The following is a 22,406-nucleotide window of genomic DNA, read 5'->3' on the forward strand; positions in this document are numbered from 1 at the left end:
CTATTTAATCATTTTGTCCTCTAAGAAAATATCCCTACTTTCGCAAAAAGTTTCAGTAAGATGAAAAGACTTTATACGCTATTAATCACTGCCATATCACTCTTCGGATGTAGTAAAACACCCGACACCGTATCTATCGAAGGTACCATCAATGGTATTAACAAAGATACATTGTTGCTTTACGCGAACGATGAATTAGGCAACTTCATAGAGAAAATCCCTGTAAAAGACGGCAAATTCTCATACACCATGCCCATGGATACGCTACTGCAAACCATGTTGGTATTGGATTATCAAAATGAATACCCAATCTACCTGAACAAGGGGGGTAAAATAGAGATCAAAGGAGATCTTAACATCTCCCCCATCCCGGAAGTAAAAGGAAACAGCCAGAACGAAGAACTAACCGGATTTTATCAATCACTCGCTCCCATAAACGAGCAGCCGGATAGCCTTATTGAAAGGAAAGCGGAAGAATTTATCCGTACGCACAAAGCCTCTCTTCCATCTATTTACTTATTAGACAAGTACTTCATTCAAAAGGACTCTTTCGACACAAAAAAGATAAAAGAACTAATCTCTGTTCTCTATGGAGAATTGCAAGACAAGCCCTATATAGGAAAAATCAAAGCGCTGATTGATGAAACAGAAAAGAGTGTTCTGCTTAGCACAGCCCCCAATTTCACTTTAACAGATTCGGAAGGCGAAAAGATAAACCGTTATGGCTATCGGGGAAAGGTGTTACTACTTAGCTTCTGGGCTACCTGGTGCGACTCCTGCAAAACATCGAATGCAGAACTGCGCCAGCTATATAAAAGCTACACTAAAAAAGGGAAGAATAAACAGAAAGAGTTAGATGACAAGCTGGCTATGGTCGGCATATCTCTGGATCTTGACAAAACAGCCTGGAAAGAGACCATCAAAGCCGATACATTAGAATGGCAACAAGTATGCGATTTTGAAGGATGGGATAATTCCGCCGTTAAAAGTTACTCTATAACCACTATACCTTATAATATACTTATCAGTGTAGAAGGCAACGTTATTGCACGCGGTATTCAGGGAGAAGAGCTAACCCAAAAGATCAAAGAGTTAGTGGAGATAGAAAGGAAGAAAGAAGAGGAAAGAGAGAAAGCTAAAAAGAAAAGCAAGAAATAAGCCTTCTCGCTCCATTCTTGCCTGTGCAAACAAAAGACAAATATTACTATGCTCATTAAGGTTTTCGGCGCAGCCGTTCAAGGGGTCGACGCCACTATTATAACTATCGAAGTAAATAGTTCCAGAGGTTGTATGTTTTACCTGGTAGGGTTACCGGATTCGGCAGTAAAAGAAAGTCACCGAAGAATTATATCAGCCTTACAGGTAAATAACTTCAAAATGCCTACCAGCAATTTAACCATCAACATGGCACCTGCCGACATCCGCAAGGAAGGGGCTGCATACGACCTGCCATTGGCTATGGGGATGCTTGCTGCGAACGAAACAATTGCTTCCGATAAACTTTCGCGCTACCTTATTATGGGAGAGTTAAGCCTCGACGGAAGCATACAACCCATCAAAGGGGCACTTCCCATTGCTATTAAAGCACGCGAAGAAGGTTTCGAAGGCATTATCATTCCTCAACAGAATGCCCGCGAAGCGGCCGTAGTCAACAACCTGAAAGTGTATGGTGTATCCAACATCAAGGAGGTGGTTTCTTTCCTAAACAACGAGATGGAACTGCAAGAAACCATTGTGAATACACGCGAAGAGTTCTTTGCCCAACAGAACATTTTTGATTTCGACTTTGCAGAAGTAAAAGGACAAGAAAACGTAAAGCGTGCCTTGGAGGTAGCCGCTGCCGGAGGACATAACCTGATTATGATTGGTGCGCCGGGAAGCGGAAAGTCAATGATGGCCAAACGCTTGCCTTCTATATTACCCCCACTTTCTTTGAGCGAGAGCCTCGAAACTACCAAAATACATTCTGTAGCAGGGAAGTTGGGGCGTAACTCATCTTTAATCACCAAACGTCCTTTCAGAGATCCTCATCACACCATATCGTCAGTGGCATTAGTGGGTGGAGGTAATTATCCTCAGCCCGGAGAAATTAGTCTGGCTCATAATGGAGTACTCTTTTTGGATGAATTAGCCGAGTTCAACAGAACCGTACTGGAAGTGCTTCGCCAACCTTTGGAAGATCGGAACATTACCATCTCTCGCGTAAAATGGACGGTGGAGTATCCTGCCAGCTTTATGCTGATAGCTTCTATGAATCCTTGCCCTTGCGGTTACTACAATCATCCTACAAGAGCTTGTGTTTGTTCTACAGGACAGGTTCAGAAATACCTCAACCGCATCTCCGGTCCCCTACTCGATCGTATCGACATACAGGCAGAGATTGTTCCTGTAGCCTTCGAAGAAATATCGGATAAACGCAAGGCAGAGAGCAGTGAAGCCATTCGCCAACGCGTAATAGCTGCCCGACAGATTCAGGAAAAGCGTTTTGCCAATTACCCGGGCATCCATTGCAATGCACAAATGACCAGTAAGCTACTGGCTGAATTTGCCCAACCCGACAACCAAGGATTGAGCCTCTTAAAAACCGCTATGGAAAGGCTCAATCTCTCAGCACGGGCTTATGATAGAATATTGAAGGTTTCGCGCACCATTGCCGACCTGGAAGGTAGCGAACACATAAAGAGTCACCACTTGGGAGAAGCAATTAGCTATCGGAATCTGGATAGGGAGAATTGGGCTGGGTAGAAGACTACAAGAAATACTGCCCCTCCTCCTTCAATCTTTTACGCAAATGCTTCACATCAATCTTGTGAACATCATTCTTTGTCTGCTTCATGGCATGTACGGCAGCCATACCAGCCGCTTCACCTGTTACCAAACAAGGAGGCATTACACGCAAACTTCCGAAAGCTTCTTCGTCGGTTGAGATACAACGTCCGGCAGTCAATACGTTTTTCAGCCCTTTGGGGGTCATGCAGCGGTAAGGGATTCCGTGAGATTCTCCTTTCTTGTAGCGTGTTTCTTTATGACCGGGTTTATGCACATCAATATAATAACTGTTACGCCCTATTTCATCGTCAAAGGATTTGCGTGCCAACCAGTCTTCTACGGTGAAGGTATAATCTCCCTCAATGCGGCGACTGTCTCTCACTCCTAATAAAGAGGCTGTTTTTACCAAGAAGGCACTGCCAAATGTTTTGGGTTGAAACTCCTTCATGGCTTCCAGGTATTGTTCGGCAATCTCTCTACCCGTAGCCATGGCACGGGTGGTAGCCCAAGGATCGGTAGAATCGACATTATCCAGATGTCCGGCGTTAAACTGTACTACATCCGGGCCTATCAGGTTGCTGCACAAATGTTTATCCAGTAGCGGGTACTTGCCGGAGGCTAATGCTTTATAGATAGGGCCATTCTTATTACTTGTATGCAAAGAAGGGCCATTCAAATAGTTATAAGTATCCACATTAGCAAAAGAGAAACATAAGGTAGAGCTTTGCACTTGTCCTTTGTCGTCTCCTCTTTTGAATGGAGCACCTGCCCAGGCGGCTAAATCACCATCGCCGGTTGCATCAATAAAGACTTTGGCTTTGAAGGCTACAAGTCCGGATTTATTAGCTACCACAATGGCGTCTACTTTATCATTAGCAGCCATCTCCACCGCGGCTACTCGCGAAAAGAAAAGCACTTGTGCGCCGGACTCGGCCACCATGCGGTCATATACCCTCATTAAATGCTCCGGGTTTATATGCACCCAGCTTAATTTATCTTTTCGTTCATGGGGTACTCCGGCTTTAGAGGCATTGAATATCTTCTCAGCCAAACCTCTATAGATAATTTTCTCTCCATCGGAAAACGGGCACCATGCCGGAACCATCCCTGCCGTTCCCATGCCACCAAGTTGCCCCATGGCTTCAATCAGCAAGGTCTTTGCTCCTTCTCTGGCTGCCGAGATAGCAGCGGCACATCCACCGGGACCACCACCTACTACAATTACATCCCATTGATCATCTACTGCAATCTTCGAGTTTTTTAAACGAATCGCAGATTGAGCCGTTTCTCCTTGTACACTCAGCGCAGGAACTGCAAAGGCTGCACCAAGCAGACCGGCTTTCTTTAAAAAATCTCTTCTTGAATTCATTCTATTCTTTGAGTAATGATAAGGTTTGAACCGCAGAGTTACGCAGATTAACGCAGAGTTTTAACTTTTAATACCCTAAGAAATTTAAACTTTGCGTAACTCCGCGCAACTCTGCGGTTCAGAAATATAAATTTTAATAGCTACACTTATTTTGCTAAGAAAACTTCCGCACGTCCCGGTGTGAATAGTTCCCATAAAGAAGCAACCGTCCATCCCGGTGCAAAGATATCGTTATAATATCCTTTACCGTTCTTTCCGTAATCCCAGATGGTATGTTGCACTACTTCCGGATAGTAACCGGTTTTTGCAATGCCACATAAATGTCCTTCGTGAGGAAGTAACTGACGCATTGAGGTTGATATTACTTCGGCAAATTCAGAGAAGCGAGGTTCTTTGTATTCTTTCGACAACCAACGGAGTACATCAGCAAACTCAAAAATAAAGACATCGATATGGTTATTCTCTACGGATACATTCCCCCAACCGCGAGTCTTTAAACCTATATCACCTAACATTTGTCCGGGAGCAAAAGGAACATCCCATACGTAGTACCAAGAAAGAGCGAAATAAGAAGCCTTCTTGGTTAAGTCGGCATAATGCTTTTGCTCTTCTCCCTTTGTAATTAAAGCAAGGTAGTAAGTGGCTGTTGCTGCATACAGAGAAGCTTCTTTATCTTCGCAATTCGCATCGAGGGTGGACGAGAAATAGTCTGCTTTGGAAATCAGTTCTTTCTCTAAGTAATCGGCCGTGCGTTTGGCACTTGCCAGGTAGCGCTTATCTTTGAAGTATTTATATCCCATCACCAAAGGCAAGGTGGCAGAAGGGGTACTACCGCCGCTTTTATCAACAATGGTAAAGTCGTCGCGGAACTTACGAGGGAAGCTGCCATCGGCGTTTTGCAATTGCATGAACATATCCAGCATTTTCTTCAGGCGTTGCTCCCATTCGGGGTGGCGACGTCCGTGCTCTTTCTCATAAGTAAGGAAATGGAACATGGCGTACACTCCTTCGGACTGGCGACGGATGCTAAGCACCGACTCTTCGGAGTTATTATTATCGAAGTTCACCCATTCTTTAAAGAAGCCGGCATTGGTAAAGCCGTGTTTCAGGTAACTATCAAATACTTTATAGCTGTTTGCTTTCAATTCGTCCCGGTTTGTTTCCATTCCATATTCAAGCGCATTGAAAGCGTTGAGAAGTACACGACCGATAAAGCCAACTTCGGCGCGGCCATTCTGTGCACACTGATCTATATGAAGATGCGCACCCGAGTTATAAACCAAAGGATGCTTATCTACCAAGCTGTTCACAAAGTATTGGCTCAGTGTTTCCTTCATATTCGGAATGGAATAAGGAGTATTCACAGGCTTTGGACTGTATGTATCATAACAATATTCCCAGGTGCGACGCACAAAATCCGAATAATCATCTGCCTTGCCTTCAAAGATTTCCCAAGTCAACAGAATGCTCTCGCCTTTCTTCAAGTACTGGAAAGCGGTTACTTCTGGAGCCAGTGTTAATTTGCGGATGTAGCTTTTGGGGGCTTCGTGGTAAGGAAATCCAAAAGAAAGTGCGGCTACTCCATTCTTATTCTCGAATCCGGTAAATCCTAAAGAATTGTCGCCGGAAAGAATAATTTCTCCTTCTCGGTGTGTAGAAAGGGCACAAGTCATAAAGGGATCTACCCGATTTACTGTGATAAACTGTTTACCATTCTCACTGAAAATTCCGGTAAGGGGTGCGCTTAGCCTATCTTCGCGAACAATCCAGCTATCCGATGTATGGAACGATGGAGCAGACTTGGGCGAACGCAGATTACGACGATACCAGAACCCGGGCATATAAAATTGACAATCATCGTGCCGGAAGCCTGTAGCCAGCAATTGGCTGAAATTGAAGTAGATATCTTCCGTGGCTGTTACAGACACAGTTGTTCGCAACTTCCCATTATCTTTCTCTAAACTCTGAGAGATGGTCACCGGAATTTTCTCTGAGGTTTCCAGATAATACGTGTTATCATTCAGAGACTTTTGGAGAGTCAATGGATATTGCTTCGCCTGATTGCCCGGCACCTTCAAAGAAATAGATGCGGAAATACGCTCCGACACAGGATGAGAAGCCCCGGCAGTGATGGTATGTGTTATAAGAAACACTCCGCAAAGTAAACATTTTATATTCATATAGATCTCTTTATACGAATCAACATATCTGATTCTGTTAGTACTCAATTACTTTTCCAAAAGCGCACCCACACACCAAAGGTAAGGACCTTGTCCGTGATAGTCGCCTGTGCGACGGGGTCTATCATAATAATATTTCTCTTCATTCTTCTTGTTGGTTCCCACACAAACCTCTCTTACCTGTCCTTTCTCATTAAGATAAGTAGTTAAGGCAATCCATGCTTTGCGAGCGGCAGGTGCATATTCTTTAGCATCTAACCAACCGTTCTTAACCCCTTTAATAAATGCGAAAGTAAACATGGCCGAGCCGGATGTTTCCGACCAACAATCGGACTTATCAATCAGCTGATTCCAGATTCCTTCGGGGTTCTGATACTTCTTCAGGCTTTCCATCATCTTTAGGTAACCTTCCAAAATACGAGGACGGTCTTTATGATTCTTGGGTAGACATTGTAGCAGTTCGGTCATACCGGCGGCCATCCATCCGTTTCCGCGCCCCCAGTAGTAAGGCACATCCGGCGCATGGTAGAAAAGACCGTTCGGACGTTGCAGTTCATCCAGGTACATCACCATTTCGCGGGCTGCACGGTCAATGTATTTCGGATCGTTGGTTACTTTATAGGCTCTGGTCTGCACAATGGTAATCATATACATATCATCAATCCACAAACGGGTTTGCCAGGAGTATCCTTTAGCATCCCATTCTTTTTCTTTGGCGTTAGCCTCGGCGGGTACTTGCCATTGGGTATCGGCGTATGGTAATCCCAATGTTTTATAACGCTCATCTTTGGTTACCCGGTACAGCTCAAGGGGCAAGCTACCGAACATGTTTACATCTACATGGTTCATAATAGGCAAAAAGGCCTTTTCGGTAGTGAACAAATGCTCAAACCGAGCTTGTAGAAGTTTAACTAATGGTTTATCTTTTGCCAGTTCCGCATACCTGAGAGAACCGTTCCAATAGAATGTTTCCGGATAGCCAATCCATTTCCCAATATGAAGGGCGTGGTTCTCGGTTAGGAACCGATATGCCATTCGTTTGCCTATCTCTTCGGGAGTAGAACCCTCGGGGAAGTTTTTAAGTTGACTCTTTTGAGCAATCAACAGTTGGAAGGGTAAAAGGAATAGTAGGAGAAGAAGTTTCTTATTCATAATATATTGGTTTATTTGTTTAAGTAGGTATTCATAATTAATTTATAAAATACCCCCTCCGCCCTTCGGGCACCTCCCCCTTGCAGGGGAGGAATTCCTGCGGCATCGACTCCTCCCCTGCAAGGGGGAGGTGCCCGAAGGGCGGAGGGGGTATCATACAACTAATTATGAGCATCTACTTAATAATTATTCTTTGATTTGTATGGTGGTATGCGTTTTATTTAATCTTCAATTTCTTAACGTCTTTGCTTACAGCTACACCTAATTGCGAATCGGCACAACCATAATAGAGATATAGTTTCTTTTTGTGATAAGCAAGCCCTTCTATAAATACGGTTCCGTCCTTATACTGTCCGCTTCTTTCAAAAGGAGCTTCGGGCACAAAGAAAGGTTTTTCCAAACGATCCAGTACTTTATAAGGGTCGTTGTTGTCGAACAATACCTGTCCTGCACAATATGCTCCGGATGGTAGACTCATGTCTCTGTTTGCCCCTGCGTTCTTTCCGTTATACATCAATATAATGCCATTTTTGGTACGAACAGCAGGAGGACCACATTCGGTCATTATACAATCGAAATGCCCTTTGCGTGGGGTGACTAATTTCTTTAATTCATTCTTTTCATCCAATACCGGGTACCAGTCTGTCAGGTTATCGGAGGTAGCTGCATGAACGGCATACTCTCCCCAATACATGAAGTACTTACCATCTACTTTATCAATTACCAACTTATCTTTCTTCATTTTGGTTAGTAAGGAGGCCGATTTACTGGCTATTTTGGTAAAGCGTCCATTGTATGCCTTTGCAAAAGCAAGTCCATGCTTGGTCCAGTTCTTCAAATCTCTGGAAGTGGCAACAGCTAAACGCGGTTTCTGGCGATTCCAAGCAGTATAAAGCATCACATACAGTCCGTCTTCGGTCATGGCTACGCGGGGGTCTTCGCAACCACCCGGCCATTCAATGTCTACAAATTCATCATCGGCAGGAAAGAGCACAGGGCTTTCCATTCTTGTCATGGTAACTCCATCTTTACTCTCGGCATAACCAATGCGAGAGGTTCTTTTGCCAATTCCTTGCCCGGAGTTATCTTCGGCCCGGTAAAGCACCACAATCTTTCCATCTTTTACGGTAGCCCCCGGATTGAAGGTGTCACTCTCTTCCCACTTCATTAATTTCTTTTGCATGGGGCAATAGAATTCGGTAGAGCGAGGTGAAATAACGGGGTTCACTCCCTCCGGACGAATAAAAGGTCCTATCGCCCAGTCTTGCGCTTGTACTTGGCAAAGAAGAGTTGCTGTCAGTAGTGTTATTATAAACTTTAATTTCATTTTATTTCTTGAGTTTATATTCCTGACTATCTACATTCCACCCTTTCAGCACCAGCATGGCTCCGTCTTTCAATTTCCCTTTAGCCGTTTCAATGGTTACTGTTTTCTTTTCACCCGGCATCATCGAGAAGAAGTTATCGGTATAGAACGACGGACGTATCGGACTCTTCTTTCCATTCAGGAACTGCAACTGATTAAAGAAAGCAATCTGATTAGATGTATTTCTCAATGCAATATCCACAAAGTAATTATCTGCATCTTCCCTTACTTTATAAGACAGTTTTACGTTGGCTTGTTTCAGCTTACTCAAGTCTTCGAAACCTGATGCCGCCGGACCGGTCAGGGTATTCTTACCTTCGTACTTATCGTTGGAACGCCAATAGAAGTTAGAAGATACTTCTTTCCCTTTTTCATCTTTCAACGTCAACTTAATAAAGTGTACTTGAGAGATGTTTTCAGGGAAGCGAATGGTTAATGCATCGTTGGCTACCCCATCTTCCGGCAGGTTAACGGTAGCAGACTCTTCGAATACCTTCCGGCTATTAATATCGTACACCTGTGCTGTTACTTTATAGTTGTTGAAAGATTGATAATAATCATTCACCACAGATACCGTATTCTTCAGATAATCGAACTGAGCATGCAAAGGTTCCAACGAATTGGCTGTGTGATAAAGCGATGCAGTAGGCTCCAAAGACCAATCCCACATGCGGGAAGATACCTGTTTTACCGGACAGTTGTGGTACCAGAATAAAAGCCCGGAGCAGAAGCGATCTCCATAATCCAACTTGTTGTAGTTCCATACTTCCCAAATACTTTTAGAATTGATTGCACCTAACAATTGTCCTTTCTTCGCGAACTCATCAATGGAAGAAGATTTCCCATAGTTGTTCACCAGGTCTGTGTACATGGTACTCATCAGGTGGAAGCCATTGCCATCCAAGTAGTCCCACACTTCTTTATTGATAGGCCAAAGGTCTTTCTCATCCATCATCTCCCGAAGGATTTCTACGGTTGGAAGGGTAGGCGCACCATATTCCGGATTGAAGCCGTCTACACGACTCCCCCTCGGAGAAGCTGTATTCTCGTAGTGCTGCATCGGATTTACCTGTTTATAAGGACTACCATCGTGTACACCATCACATTCGGACTGCATTTGGTAACCAAGAGTACCATCTAACTTTTTCACTAATTCGGGAGTTCCGGTTGTTTCCGTACTCTCATTAGAAGCTACATAATAAGCCAATGAAGGATGATTACGAATACGTTTTATCGTAGACTCTACATTGCTCAAGTACAAACCTTTATCATGAGGGTGACGTGTATCTCCGGTCATCCAGAATTCCTGCCATACCAATAATCCAAGTTCATCACACTGTTGGAAGAAGTAATCGGACTCCGCAATACCACCTCCCCACATTCTTACCAAATTGATTCCGGACTGACGGGTGTATCTCAACTCGGCATACGTACGTTCATTGGAGGTTCTGAGCATAGCTTCGGGTATCCAGTTGGTACCACGAATAAACAATCGTTTGCCATTTACATAAAAGACACGCGATTTATCGGGAGTTTTTGTATCGGAAGTAATCTCCCGAATACCGAATCGGGTTTGTACGGAATCACAGGCTACACCATCCACAGATACTGTCAGTTTCAGGTCGTACAAGTTCTGCGGTCCTTTATAAACGGGCCACCACAGTTTAGGAGCATCTATAACGAGCTGTGGAAACTCCTTTGGAGAGAAAACTGCAAGCTTTTCTTCACCACGTTTTACAGGAAAGGTCTTTTCGAATGTGATATTCTCTCCCAGAATCTCCCCTTTTACCTTGCATTGAACCACGCGATTGTTGGTAGATGGGTTGATAATTTCTACAGATACAGTCTCGCTTGCCTGGTCGTACCCCGGTTTACGCAATTCGGATTTTACAAAAGGATGACGCAACGCCACTCTGCCCGTAGCATAGAGAGAGATGTTTTTCCAGATACCTGTATTACGGTCGCGAATACCATCCATAAAGGTAAAATCCCAACCTACGCTCATCAACATAGTGGTATTTAAGCCGATATTACCGTTTCCACCGTTCTGAAACTCGCCAACAGCTCCCCAGGACTTAGGTTTAGGACTGCCGGGAACATCTACGGGATACACTTTGATGGCTAATCCATTTTCCTTTCCTACCTTAACAAAAGCCGTTACATCAATATAATCCTGCAAAAACATTCCGTTAATGGTGCTTAGCAGATTGCCATTCACCCAGACTTCTGCCCGGTAGTTAATACCATCTACCTGCAACCACACAGTTTTTCCCTTAAAGGATTCAGGTACAGTGAAATCGGTACGGAACCAATAAGTATAAAAGTCACGCCCGGTTTCCGAAATATCGGGTATCAATTTCGATTCTATTTTATTATTTATTCCGTAATAAGGCTCCGGATATTTTTGATTGTACACCAATGAGTTTAAAACGGTACCGGGCACAATGGCAGGCAGCCAACTTTCGGTGCCATAACCGGAAAGAGAAATCTTTTCGCCGGAGGCAGAAACATCGCCTGCTTTTATCATTTTCCACCGGTAGTTGCCCTGGTGGGTGATGTCGGAATCGAGGTAAAGACGTTCCGGTTTTTGGGTTTCATTCACATTGGTTTGCCCTACTGCTCCTATAGAATATAGGAACAATAGCAGCAAGCAAAAAAGAGGTTTGATTACACTGTACATATTCAAGCATTATGATTATAAAATTGTCTTAGTCCAGAAGCAAAAATAAAGATTTACTCTTATTCAAAATATAAGAAATTGGTCAATAAATGAGAGATTAGTCTCATTACTTCTCTAAAAGGGCCACCGTACACCAAAGATAAGAAGCCTGCCCATGATAATCGCCTGTATTTCGGGGACGATCATAATAATACTGTAAATCATTCTTTTTGTTGGTGCCTACACACACTTCTCTTACTTTATCGTTCGAGTTGATGTAAGTAAGCATTGTCAACCACGCTTTGCGAGCAGCTTCACCATATTCTTTCATCGGCAGCCATCCATACTTTACACCTGTGATAAAGGCATACGTAAACATAGCCGTTCCGGAGGTTTCTATCCAACAGTCCGATTTATCTATTAACTGTCTCCACATGCCCTCACTGGTTTGGTATTCCTTGAGACTGGCCATCATAGTTTGGAAACCTTGCAAAATACGTTGGTAATAAGGGCTTGACTCGGGCAAATAACGAAGCACCTCTGCCATACCCGCTGCCATCCATCCGTTTCCGCGTCCCCAGAAATACGGAACATCCGGCGCATGATAGAACAACCCGTTAGGGCGTTGTAATTCATCCAGATACAACACCATTTCTTTGGCTGCGCGAACCACATACGCCAAGTTGCCTGTAGCTTTATAGGCATGCGTTTGTATGATGGTAATCATATACATATCATCTATCCACAGGCGTGTCTGCCAACTATATCCTTTTTGTGCCCACGATTTTGCATTGGCACTTGCGTTATCCGGCGCCACCCATTGAGAGTCGGCATAAGGCATTCCCATCTCTCGATACCGTTTATCTTCGGTTATCAAATACAAGGTCAGCGGAAGGCTACCGAACATATTACGATCCACATGATCCATAGCAGGCAGATAGTTCTTGTCTGTTGTAAAGAAAGACTCAAAACCATCTTTCAAAGGTTTGAGCAATGCATCATCTTTCATTACTTGTGCATACTTCAAAGCACCGCTCCAGGTAAATGTTTCGGCATAACCGAGCGTCTTCCCGTTATGTTTTCCTTTAGCAAAAAGATTTCCCAAACGCTTACCAATCTCTTTAGGCGTACTTCCTGCCGGAAAGTTAGTTAATAAAGGGGTATCAATGGTTCGTTTGGTTTGCAACATCCATTCTTGCATCTCTATGCCTTCTCCACCCTTGTTATGGTGAATCGTCAATTTATAGTAGGAATAGGCTTCTTCATTAAGTATGGAAAGTAACTTCTTCTCTGATTTTTCAAATTCCTGCCTGACTCTATTATCCAATTCTATCCATTTTATATTATCATTCGATCCATACAGAGACCAGGCAGTCGGTGCATTTCCTTCTTTATTTCCGGTTGCCATTATCGAATAATAACGTACCACCACCGGTTCTTTCCCTTTCCATAACATTGAGAAGGTAGGATTAGGAGTATAAAAAGAGGAATTCCAGTCTCCATCTACCAAGTTACTAATTTCCTGTCCTTCTGGAGAATCGTTATATTCAGGAGAAATAGTACCTGCCGTTGGCATATTATAATTACCTTCCTTCAGAGAATAGGAATAGGTGTATTTTTCTTTTTCCACATTACCCGGCTCTTGCGGGGCAGGAGGCGCAGGTGCTTCATCTTTATCGGAACAGCTACTCCATGTAGCTCCCAAGATAAATAAAAGAAATAAAAGGAAATAGACTCTGCTCACACACTTCATGGTATTTGTTTTTATAGGGTTTGATTATTCAACTCTGACCGGTGCAATCGTTTCTCCGGTGATACTAATCACCCCCTGATTCGAGATATTAAAGTTACTTATATAAGAGGTACGAGGTCCTACACTGGTTTCGCTTCCATGTGCATGAAAGATATATTTATAGTTACCATCTGCACAAATAAAAGGTGCTCCATGCCCGGTACCGACCAATCCCAACGATTTAGCGGCATCCTTGTCTCTACGTAAGATCGGATTTCCGGTATATTTTGTCCAAGGTCCTTTGGGCGAACTTGCCGTTGCATAGCCTACCGCATAATCTTTACTTTCATAGTGATTTGCAGAATAAATCAGGTAGTAAGTTTTCCCTATTTTCAGCAAAGAGGGACCTTCGGCAATGGTTCCTTGTTTTTTCTCCCAAGCATCGGAAGCACTGATACATTTAGTCAGCGTTTCGGTTTTTATGCCGGTCAAATCATCATTCATCTCGGCCACCCAAATCACATTTCCACCTGTGAATCGCACATAGTAGAGATAAGCCTTGCCATCCTCATCAATAAAAAGCGAAGTATCAATTCCTTTTTCGTTTGCTACAATAGGTTTCTTTTCGTGCTGTATAAATGGTCCTTCGGGAGAGATGGCCGTTGCCACGCAGATATGTTCTTCCACAGAATAGAACATATAAAATAAGTTTTTCGATTTCACATAATACACTTCGGGCGCCCAGAACCATTTGGTACCCCAGGAACTTTCCGGTGCTAATGCCTTATTTGCATTTCGTTTCCAATGTTTCAGATCTTCGGATATATAGACTTCGAAACCATTTACACGGGTACCATAAGCGTAATATTTTCCTTCCCAATAGAGTATATATGGATCGGCTATTGGCAGTTTACTTTCTACAATAACAACCGGTTCTTTAGCATCTTCTTTAGCCGGAGTAGCAGAGATGACTACTTCTTTTGATCGTTTTCCGTAATTATCAATGGCTATCGCTCCAATCCGATAGGTTGCATATTCCGGTAACTTAAGCGTATAGGTACTGTTCTTTTCGCCCTGTACTCGTACATTGGTTATTATGGGAGTTTTATTTCCTTCTTCCAACATATATGAAATTTCTATCAATACTGCATTGGTTGGGTTCTTCCAATCCAACTGGAGTTCATTGGCTTTCTTAGTTTCTTTGGCTGTAAGTTCAGAAACAGATTCCATAGGTGTTTCTGTTTTGGGTCCATCTTCACCGCCGGGAGGTGTATTATTCTCCGATGAGTCGGTGCTACAGGCAAAAAATAAAAGGATGCCTGCCAGAAAGCAGGCACCCCTCAATAATTTGTATCGTGGTATGTCGTTCATAATTCTTGGTTTAAGGAGGATTTACCGGATTGGCAAATCCTCCTTTTCGGGTTAGTTTAAATAAAAACAAACTTTATTTTACCATTGTATTTGTTGATCTTCATCAGGGATGAGGGTGTTGAGGTTACGTTGCATTGCCAAAGAACCATCTACTGTATATTTGATCTTCTGACCCGGTATAGTGGTATAGTCCACAAACGAATACTTCAGATTAATCATAATATAGACTTTCTTTAAATATGGTTTCAGTTCATCCATTTCGTCTATCATCGTATAATAGGCTGGAGATTGTGCATCTACATTTAACTCAATGTTTGGATTATCTGTATAAATTTTCAATCTTTTATCTTCCTTATCTTCGGCAAATTCTATAAAAATCTTATATAACTTACGGTCCAAATAGTCGATATCCCTTACTCCTGCATAAATAAAGACAGTTCTTTCATCTACAACAAATGCCCGTGTAGATGATATCGTTAAAGGAGTACTTGTATCAGAATCAATATAAATTTTATATTGAGCTGCATCATAAGTACCCGAGTAATCATTGAAAGGAGTAAGACGCATCATAGCCCTCCGATAATGCTTACGGGGATTAGCCTGATAACCCAATGACGGATTATCTACAATTTGTAATGGAAGTACAAATTTATCTGCCTGATCTAACTCCCCTGACAATTTAAAATCAATAGGAAAAGTAGTGGCACATTCTCCCACTGGAAATTCGATTGTTTCCGGCATATCGTAATATTTCTTATCCAACTGAACAAAATAAAGTTCTTCACGATGTCCGTATATCTCTTTATTCAATGCAGCCAAAGTATCCGGATCCAAATCGACTTTCACTGTCAAATTCTGGTTATTCATAGTAGACCCACTGAGAATCATTGGCAGATCATACCTTACCACCCCTCCGGGTTTATAACGAACATACGCTTCTGTTACTCCCTGGGAATTTGGATTGGCTTTGAAAGAAACCGTGTGTACATATTGTTCATCTTCCCATTCATTATTGCATGATGTAAAGGCTATAGCTACCATCACACTTAAAAATAGATAATATATATTTTTCATCTTTTCAATCGCTTAATGTTTTATTCAGGATTTGTCCAACCTGGGTTTTGAATCAGATTGATATTATGTTTAAGCTCTGTATGATTAATGGGCCAGAACCACATTTTTTCTGCAAAAATAGTTGGCAAATCTGTACACATAACAGGTGTATGGAACTGCACTTTCATTGATTCTGTAGCCAACGCATTACAACCATATACCGGAGTGGCTTCCTCCACTGGAGCATCCATCCAGCGTCTTAAGTCAAAATAACGATGTCCTTCTGCAAAAAGCTCGATCTGACGTTCACGTTTCAGCTTTATACGGAATTTATCCATATTACCATACTCATCTGCACTATAGTCAGGTACTCCGGCACGAATACGAATAGGCCGAATACCTTTTTTCATTTCATCCACACTACGACTTATGGAATGCGTTTTACTACCATCCCAAGAGGGAATACTATGGGTACCAGTTAATTCATTCAAAGCTTCCGCATAAATCAATAATATTTCTCCATAACGAATTGCCGGGTCTGCTTTAAATTTAATTCGACTGACATCATAAGCCGTTTTATGTGTATAGCTGATATCATCCGGATGCACATACTTTTTTATACCAATACCAGTACGCAGCCAATAAGTGGAAGTTTTATATCCATCATGACCTCCACCTCTATAATAGAATATCTGCACATTTGGTTCTTCTTCATGATCAGCATCATTTTTATAATTTCGTAAGTTCCATGTACTTCCATTGTAAGCTACTGAAGCATAAAAACGTGGTTCACGCTGTACATATTGTTTAGAAACGCCAGTCCCTTGAGGACCCAATTCCGGATAGTTAGCTAAGTCTGCTGCTGCAACAAAGTCTGCCGGACGTGGAAGTACATTGGTGCGTCCCTCATATCCACTTTGCCCTACATACATATCATTCATCCCCGGGCAATCACTTCCATCATTCATATAATAGGCATCACACTGTTTTTGTGTCATACCATGCGAATTATAACCACCGGCAGCTTTACGAGGCAGCTGATGCATAACTAATACTTTCATATTTTCTCCTCCCTGATTCTGACCACGAGTAAAAATCAATTCCGGATTGTCATTGGCAGCTATTTCCCCATTAAATAAAGAACGATAAGATTCAAATGGATCAATGTCTTTCCAACCATTTGGCCAAGCATGCTCCGAGAAATCGCCATCAGCCGGGGGAGTAATTGTTGCAGGATAAGCAAACGGATCAATAGCTATATCTCTACGAGGAGCTGTGTATAGCTCATAGTAATTCATATCCATCACATCTTTCGCTGCGGCTGCGGCTTTCGCCCATTTCGACTCATCGTATGCTTCCGGTAACAAGCGCTTTCCATCTTTATTCACCAAAGCATCAGCTGCCATTTTTGGGGTTTTTCCATTATATAATGGGCTCGCACCAAACAAATATACTTTTGCACGTAAGCTCAGAGCAGCTCCCCGCGTAGGACGTGCTATATCTTGTATAGATCGAGAAAGAGGTAATAGATTTGCTGCTTTTACCAACTCACCAGTTATGTATTCCACACATTCATCATACGAGCTTCTGGGATAAGCCAAGTTATCATACGAATCCATATAATCAAGCCCCTCATCTGGGAGAAGAGGTATTGGGCCATATAAACGTAGCATAAACCAATAGAAATAGGCTTTCAGAAAATGAGCCTGCCCTTTGAAGTCGTCAATTTCTTCTTTGGTGAACTCTTTATTCAAATCAATATTATTCAGAAAGATAGAAACTTGACGAATACCTTGATAAGCGTTTTTCCAAACCATCTCGCTCTGATTGTTAGAGCCAAGTACTCCTGTTTCGGAGTATTGTCCGCTTTTCCATTTTTTGTATCCATCAGATTCATCACCAAAATACATATCATCGGCAAAATTAAAAGGCATGCTTTTTTTACTACAAACATCTTGAAGATGATTACTTGCCAAATAAGAATAAGCACGGGCTATCCACTCATTGGTGTAATCTTTACTAGTAAACACATCCTCTATGGACAAACGTTCATCAAACAGATAATCAGAATCTAAGTAATCGGAACACCCGGTTAACGAAAAGCCTAATCCTGCCACAAAGGATAAAATTATTATTATCTTTTTCATATATTTATCTTATTATAGATTAACTGATACACCCACAGAGAAGGTTTTGCTAAGTGGATATTTTTCTCCATTCGAGCTTCCCATTTCCGGATCCCAAAGCTTAAATTTAGAGAATGTAAGCAAGTTGGTACCAATAAAGAAGAAACGTACTTTATTCAGGTAGAATTTATTCACTAATGCTTTTGGTAAGGAATAACCTACATCTATGGTTTTTAAACGAAGATAAGAGCCATCTCTTAACCAAAATGTAGAGTTGCGGTTATTATTTTCATTATTACCATAGGTTAAACGTGGATATTTTGCATTAGGATCTTCGTTTTCGCCCAAAATCCAACGATTATCAGTCATTTCGTCTAATACATTTCCCCAAGCATTACCACTCGAGAACATATAAACCGATTTGCCATCAATAAAAAAGCTCGATTTGCCTACTCCCTGAAAATGCACACTTGCATCCAGATCTTTCCAACGGGCAGATAGCCCAAAACCATACGTTAAGTTAGGTTTGGTAGTTGCACCAATCGCCACTTTATCATCATCGTTAATTTTACCGTCTCCATTAATATCTTTGTACTTAATATCACCCGGCATTACATCTCCATACTGTGTTGGCCAGTTGCGGATCTCGTCGTAATCTTTGAACAAGCCCAATGCAATCAAACCCATAGCTTGATTCACGCGATGCCCTGCTTGTTGTTTATACCCATAAACAGAGTTTTCTTCATCACGATCCAAAATCTTATTCTTACCATAAGTCATATTACCACGGATGGTCAGGTTCACATTGCCCACTTTATGTTTCAAAGCGATATTTCCATCAAAACCTTCTGCTTTCACTTTACCCACATTTCCCCAAGGATGCTGTACTGCATTTTTTGTATTTACTGCCGATAAGCCAACAATCCAAGGTAAGAACCTACGTTCCATATAAATACCTGTACGTTTTTCATGAAAGTAATCCACAGATCCCGAAATCTTATCATCAAATAGGCTAAAGTCAATACCTAAGTCCTGTTTCGTAGAAATTTCCCATGAAACATCTTGAGAAGCTAATTGTGAATAACGCAATCCTTTATAATATCGACCATATCCATTATCTGCAAATTGATAACCACCAGTATCTGTATATTTGCCATCTTTTAAATTTCCATTGTCATCTCTTTCATACATTCTTTCCAAAGTATACAAGTAAGGGAAACGAACCGGATCATTATTATTATTTCTTAAATCGTCATTCCCTGTTTTGCCCCAAGAGTAACGAATTTTAAACATGTTCATCCAAGGTAGATTGTTTTTAATAAAATCCTCTTCTGCCAGATTCCATGCTCCGGAAAGAGCTGGGAAAAAGCCAAAACGGTGATCCTTATGGAAATTTTCAGAACCATTATATCCAAAATTAAAATCAATAAAATATCGATATTTCCAATTATAATTAACGCGTCCTGCTACCCCTTGGTTCCGACGAGCAATGCCATTTTTAATTTCCGATCCGATATTCTGTGTCTGAACCTTCGAAGACTGGGTATATTTCACAACAGCTCCGAAACGATGGTCTGCAATTCCTCGATCATAATGTAATTCTGCTTCCAAAAATTCCTTGCGCTCTCCAGAGCCCGAAGCACTTTGAGTCATTTTTCTTTCCTCAAACATTTTTGTATAAAGGATATCACCATTTGACTCCCGAGATTTTTCCGCATTAAACATTTCAGGATACTTAATACGTTTAATCCAGTTATCATTATAGGTATCATATCCAAAGCGACCAATAAATTTTAATCCTTTTGTAACAAATTTCAAGTCTTGTTCCAGCACCACATTAGTCTGAATACTATTTTTCCAGCTTTCATTATATCCGGTTTGTGTAGCCTGTGTCCAAGGGTTGATACCATAATATGCTTTCGAAGGATCGTTTTTATCCTCTTTCACCCAAGCAGGTACTTTTCCATCCGAAAATTCGTAAGGTAACATGATCGGACTATATGCCATTAATGCTTTCCAAATATTATCTGTTCCTGTACCTGGATCATTTTGTTTCCTCAACGAACCGGAAATACCAACTTTCAATAAGGTAGTACGAGTAATATCAATATCCACATTCATACGATAAGTCCATTTGCGGAAATTGGTATTGGTATTATAATCCTTCATCGCTTTATCTACTTTATACATACCTTGGTCATCTTGATAACTTCCACCCACATAATAACGGGCTGTTTTACCCCCACCTTGCATATTTAAAGTAGCACGAGAGCTCCAAGCTCCATCACGCAACATCATATCCATCCAATCTACGGTCGGATACAAATCTTGGTCAAGCCCCAATCGGAAAATTTCCAATTCTTCCGGTCGATAAATTGGTTCCTGATTACGAGTGATTCTCGCCTCATTAGCCAGAGAAGCATACTTATAACCATCTGCAAAATCCGGAAGTTTTGTTAAGGTATTGTAAAATCCTTCTACCTTAACATTGATATTAATTTTCCCCTCTTTTCCCCGATGCGTATTGATCAAAATAACTCCATTAGCACCTTTACTACCATAGATAGCAGTAGCTGAGGCATCTTTCAATACAGTAAACGATGCCACATCTTCTACACTCACTTCATTCAAATCCCGCTCAAAACCATCAACCAGCACTAACGCCGAGCTATTTCCTCCAAAAGTAGCAATACTACGTATCCAAAACTCAGATACTGTACCCGGACGACCATTTGATTGCATTGCATGAATACCGGGAACCACCCCTGCCAAAGCATTAGCCATTGAGCTACTTGGAGAACTCTTCAGTTCTTCTACATTTACATTAGTAACCGCTCCGGTTACTGCAATCTTCTTTTGGGCTCCTGTACCAGTAATTACCACTTCATCAATAATATTAGCTTCGGACTCTTTCATCACAACATTCATCACCCGTTGCTCTTTTACCAATACCTCCTGCTTATCAAATCCAATATAGGTAAATACCAATGTGCGATATGACGGCATTTTGATAGAATATTTACCATTTATATCTGTAATTGCTCCCATCCCTGGCATATCTGCTACAGATACATTCACACCGATCATGGGTTCCTTATTCGTATCGGTCACGATTCCTGTTACTGTAATGTACTCCTGCGCCAACACATTGACAGCAAGACCCAACAGTAACATACATGTTAATAGAAAATTTCTCATCATATAATGTGTGTTAATCATTTATTATTCTTCTAAGGCAATTTTACGAATACGACGATTTAGATTATCTCCTACATAGAAGCATTCCCTTTTTTCATCATAAACAATACATACCGGTTCATTAAAACGGGCTTCCGTACGTAATGCCCCATCGTTATATCCTTTGGTACCATCTCCATTCGGTCGTCCGGCAAATGTATTTACCTTACCTTCTGGTGTCAGAATACGAATACAATGATTATCTCTGTCACAGAAATAAAAATCATACTCATCTTCCTTACCTGCATACTTTGGATTTTTCACAAAGCAACCTTGTCTTGGGATACGAAGACGTGCATTACCACCAACATCATCTTTCCAATCTTTCGTATCTTTGTCATATTTCCCACAAGCCAGATAAGGTGCAGTGAATGTTTTATTTTCCTCGTCATAATTACTTCGGAATATAGCATTTCTTTCTCCTGTTGTCATATACATATATTTCCCGGTAGGGTGAATCATAAGCCAAGCCTGAATAGAAGAGTAAGGCAAAGGTAGTTTACTCGGTTCATACACATCAGTTTCCGGATCATATCGACCAATCCAACCTTTATCATATCGGGTAGTATAAATTTCCCCATTGATAGGATGGGTAGCAGCAGCTCTGCAACCACGGGCATTAAGAGCCTTTGTTAGATTCTGATAACCTTGTCCGTTATAAAAGAATATGCCCTTTATTCCATCCTTAGTAGCATTTCTAACGACAACAAGTTCCCCTTTCTTAGAAAATTCAAAAACATTACAATCGTCAGCTGCATCTCCAGAAAATTTAATGGATTCCACTCTTTCTGTTTTAAAATTGACTATACGATGTTTTTTTGAGGTATTTCCACATATATATAACATATCAGGATCATTCGGATCAAAAACCATCCATCCCATCTGATCAAACCCACCACAATCATCAAAAGGTCCATCCTTTACATCATACTTTGTATTATTCTCATAAGTAGTTCCAAGAAAAGTCGTTACCAACACATTTTTTTGGTACACAAATTTTTCGGCAGCTTCCGCATAAGCCAATTCTTCTCCTTGATCGTTTAGGATCGTAATTTCAATATCACCATCAAATGCTTTGGCTGGAATAAAACAATGTAAACTTTGATTTTTTACACCAATTACTACAGATTCCTTTCCACCAATTCTTACCTTCACTTTAGATACATCATTTCCAAAATTATCTCCATAGATAACTAAACGACTATTTAAGCCACCTTCTTTAGGCGTAAAGTCAGAGATAACCACCGGTTTCCCCGGATCAAAAGGTGCTTCCCCTTTTTCGTTATCATCACTGCAACCCACGAAGCAGAAACTAACCAATGCTAACGTTCCCAACAGGAATCGCCAACCATGATTTCTTGTTTTCATTTTCATAATACATTGATTTTAAAA

13 protein-coding genes are annotated in these 22,406 nt (G+C 41.5%); 2 read left to right on the forward strand and 11 right to left on the reverse strand.

Annotation, left to right across the window (positions count from 1 at the left end; translation table 11 throughout):
• The first annotated feature begins 60 nt into the window (after nt 1–60).
• Together D0T60_RS02470 and D0T60_RS02475 are read left to right on the forward strand one after the other, a co-directional pair.
• On the forward strand, nt 61–1,158 hold the full coding sequence (locus D0T60_RS02470; RefSeq protein ID WP_163216559.1) for a TlpA disulfide reductase family protein: 1,098 nt from the start codon (nt 61–63) through the stop codon (nt 1,156–1,158).
• 48 nt (nt 1,159–1,206) lie between these two features.
• Nucleotides 1,207–2,745 (forward strand): YifB family Mg chelatase-like AAA ATPase, encoded by a 1,539-nt coding sequence (locus tag D0T60_RS02475; protein ID WP_163216560.1) that lies wholly within the window; start codon nt 1,207–1,209, stop codon nt 2,743–2,745.
• 4 nt (nt 2,746–2,749) lie between these two features.
• Here the strand turns inward: D0T60_RS02475 and D0T60_RS02480 are convergent, their stop codons facing one another.
• The 11 genes from D0T60_RS02480 to D0T60_RS02530 all read right to left on the reverse strand — a co-directional run bounded on the left by D0T60_RS02480 (nt 2,750) and on the right by D0T60_RS02530 (nt 22,388).
• The gene (locus D0T60_RS02480; protein WP_163216561.1) at nt 2,750–4,138 is read right to left on the reverse strand and encodes an FAD-dependent oxidoreductase; all 1,389 of its coding nucleotides are present in this window, start codon (nt 4,136–4,138) and stop codon (nt 2,750–2,752) included.
• A gap of 146 nt (nt 4,139–4,284) precedes the next feature.
• The gene (locus D0T60_RS02485; protein WP_163216562.1) at nt 4,285–6,318 is read right to left on the reverse strand and encodes a hypothetical protein; all 2,034 of its coding nucleotides are present in this window, start codon (nt 6,316–6,318) and stop codon (nt 4,285–4,287) included.
• A 48-nt stretch (nt 6,319–6,366) separates the two neighbouring features.
• On the reverse strand, nt 6,367–7,470 hold the full coding sequence (locus D0T60_RS02490) for a glycoside hydrolase family 105 protein (protein WP_163216563.1): 1,104 nt from the start codon (nt 7,468–7,470) through the stop codon (nt 6,367–6,369).
• A gap of 217 nt (nt 7,471–7,687) precedes the next feature.
• Complete coding sequence (locus D0T60_RS02495) at nt 7,688–8,797, reverse strand: glycoside hydrolase family 130 protein (RefSeq protein ID WP_163216564.1); 1,110 nt, start codon at nt 8,795–8,797, stop codon at nt 7,688–7,690.
• A gap of 1 nt (nt 8,798) precedes the next feature.
• Nucleotides 8,799–11,516 (reverse strand): glycosyl hydrolase 2 galactose-binding domain-containing protein, encoded by a 2,718-nt coding sequence (locus D0T60_RS02500; RefSeq protein ID WP_163216565.1) that lies wholly within the window; start codon nt 11,514–11,516, stop codon nt 8,799–8,801.
• A 106-nt stretch (nt 11,517–11,622) separates the two neighbouring features.
• On the reverse strand, nt 11,623–12,696 hold the full coding sequence (locus D0T60_RS02505; protein ID WP_163216601.1) for a glycoside hydrolase family 105 protein: 1,074 nt from the start codon (nt 12,694–12,696) through the stop codon (nt 11,623–11,625).
• Between the two features lie 576 nt (nt 12,697–13,272).
• Nucleotides 13,273–14,196 (reverse strand): glycoside hydrolase family 43 protein, encoded by a 924-nt coding sequence (locus D0T60_RS02510; RefSeq protein WP_163216602.1) that lies wholly within the window; start codon nt 14,194–14,196, stop codon nt 13,273–13,275.
• Between the two features lie 480 nt (nt 14,197–14,676).
• Nucleotides 14,677–15,672, reverse strand: coding sequence for a DUF4973 domain-containing protein (locus tag D0T60_RS02515; protein ID WP_163216566.1), 996 nt, complete (start codon nt 15,670–15,672; stop codon nt 14,677–14,679).
• Between the two features lie 20 nt (nt 15,673–15,692).
• The gene (locus D0T60_RS02520; RefSeq protein ID WP_163216567.1) at nt 15,693–17,798 is read right to left on the reverse strand and encodes a RagB/SusD family nutrient uptake outer membrane protein; all 2,106 of its coding nucleotides are present in this window, start codon (nt 17,796–17,798) and stop codon (nt 15,693–15,695) included.
• A 12-nt stretch (nt 17,799–17,810) separates the two neighbouring features.
• On the reverse strand, nt 17,811–20,975 hold the full coding sequence (locus tag D0T60_RS02525) for a SusC/RagA family TonB-linked outer membrane protein (RefSeq protein WP_370524365.1): 3,165 nt from the start codon (nt 20,973–20,975) through the stop codon (nt 17,811–17,813).
• 24 nt (nt 20,976–20,999) lie between these two features.
• Nucleotides 21,000–22,388, reverse strand: a complete 1,389-nt coding sequence (locus D0T60_RS02530) for an IPT/TIG domain-containing protein (protein ID WP_239059480.1) — start codon at nt 22,386–22,388, stop codon at nt 21,000–21,002.
• Nucleotides 22,389–22,406: the final 18 nt, after the last annotated feature.

This window comes from Bacteroides sp. 224 (assembly GCF_010500995.1).
Classification (GTDB): Bacteria; Bacteroidota; Bacteroidia; order Bacteroidales; family Bacteroidaceae; genus Bacteroides.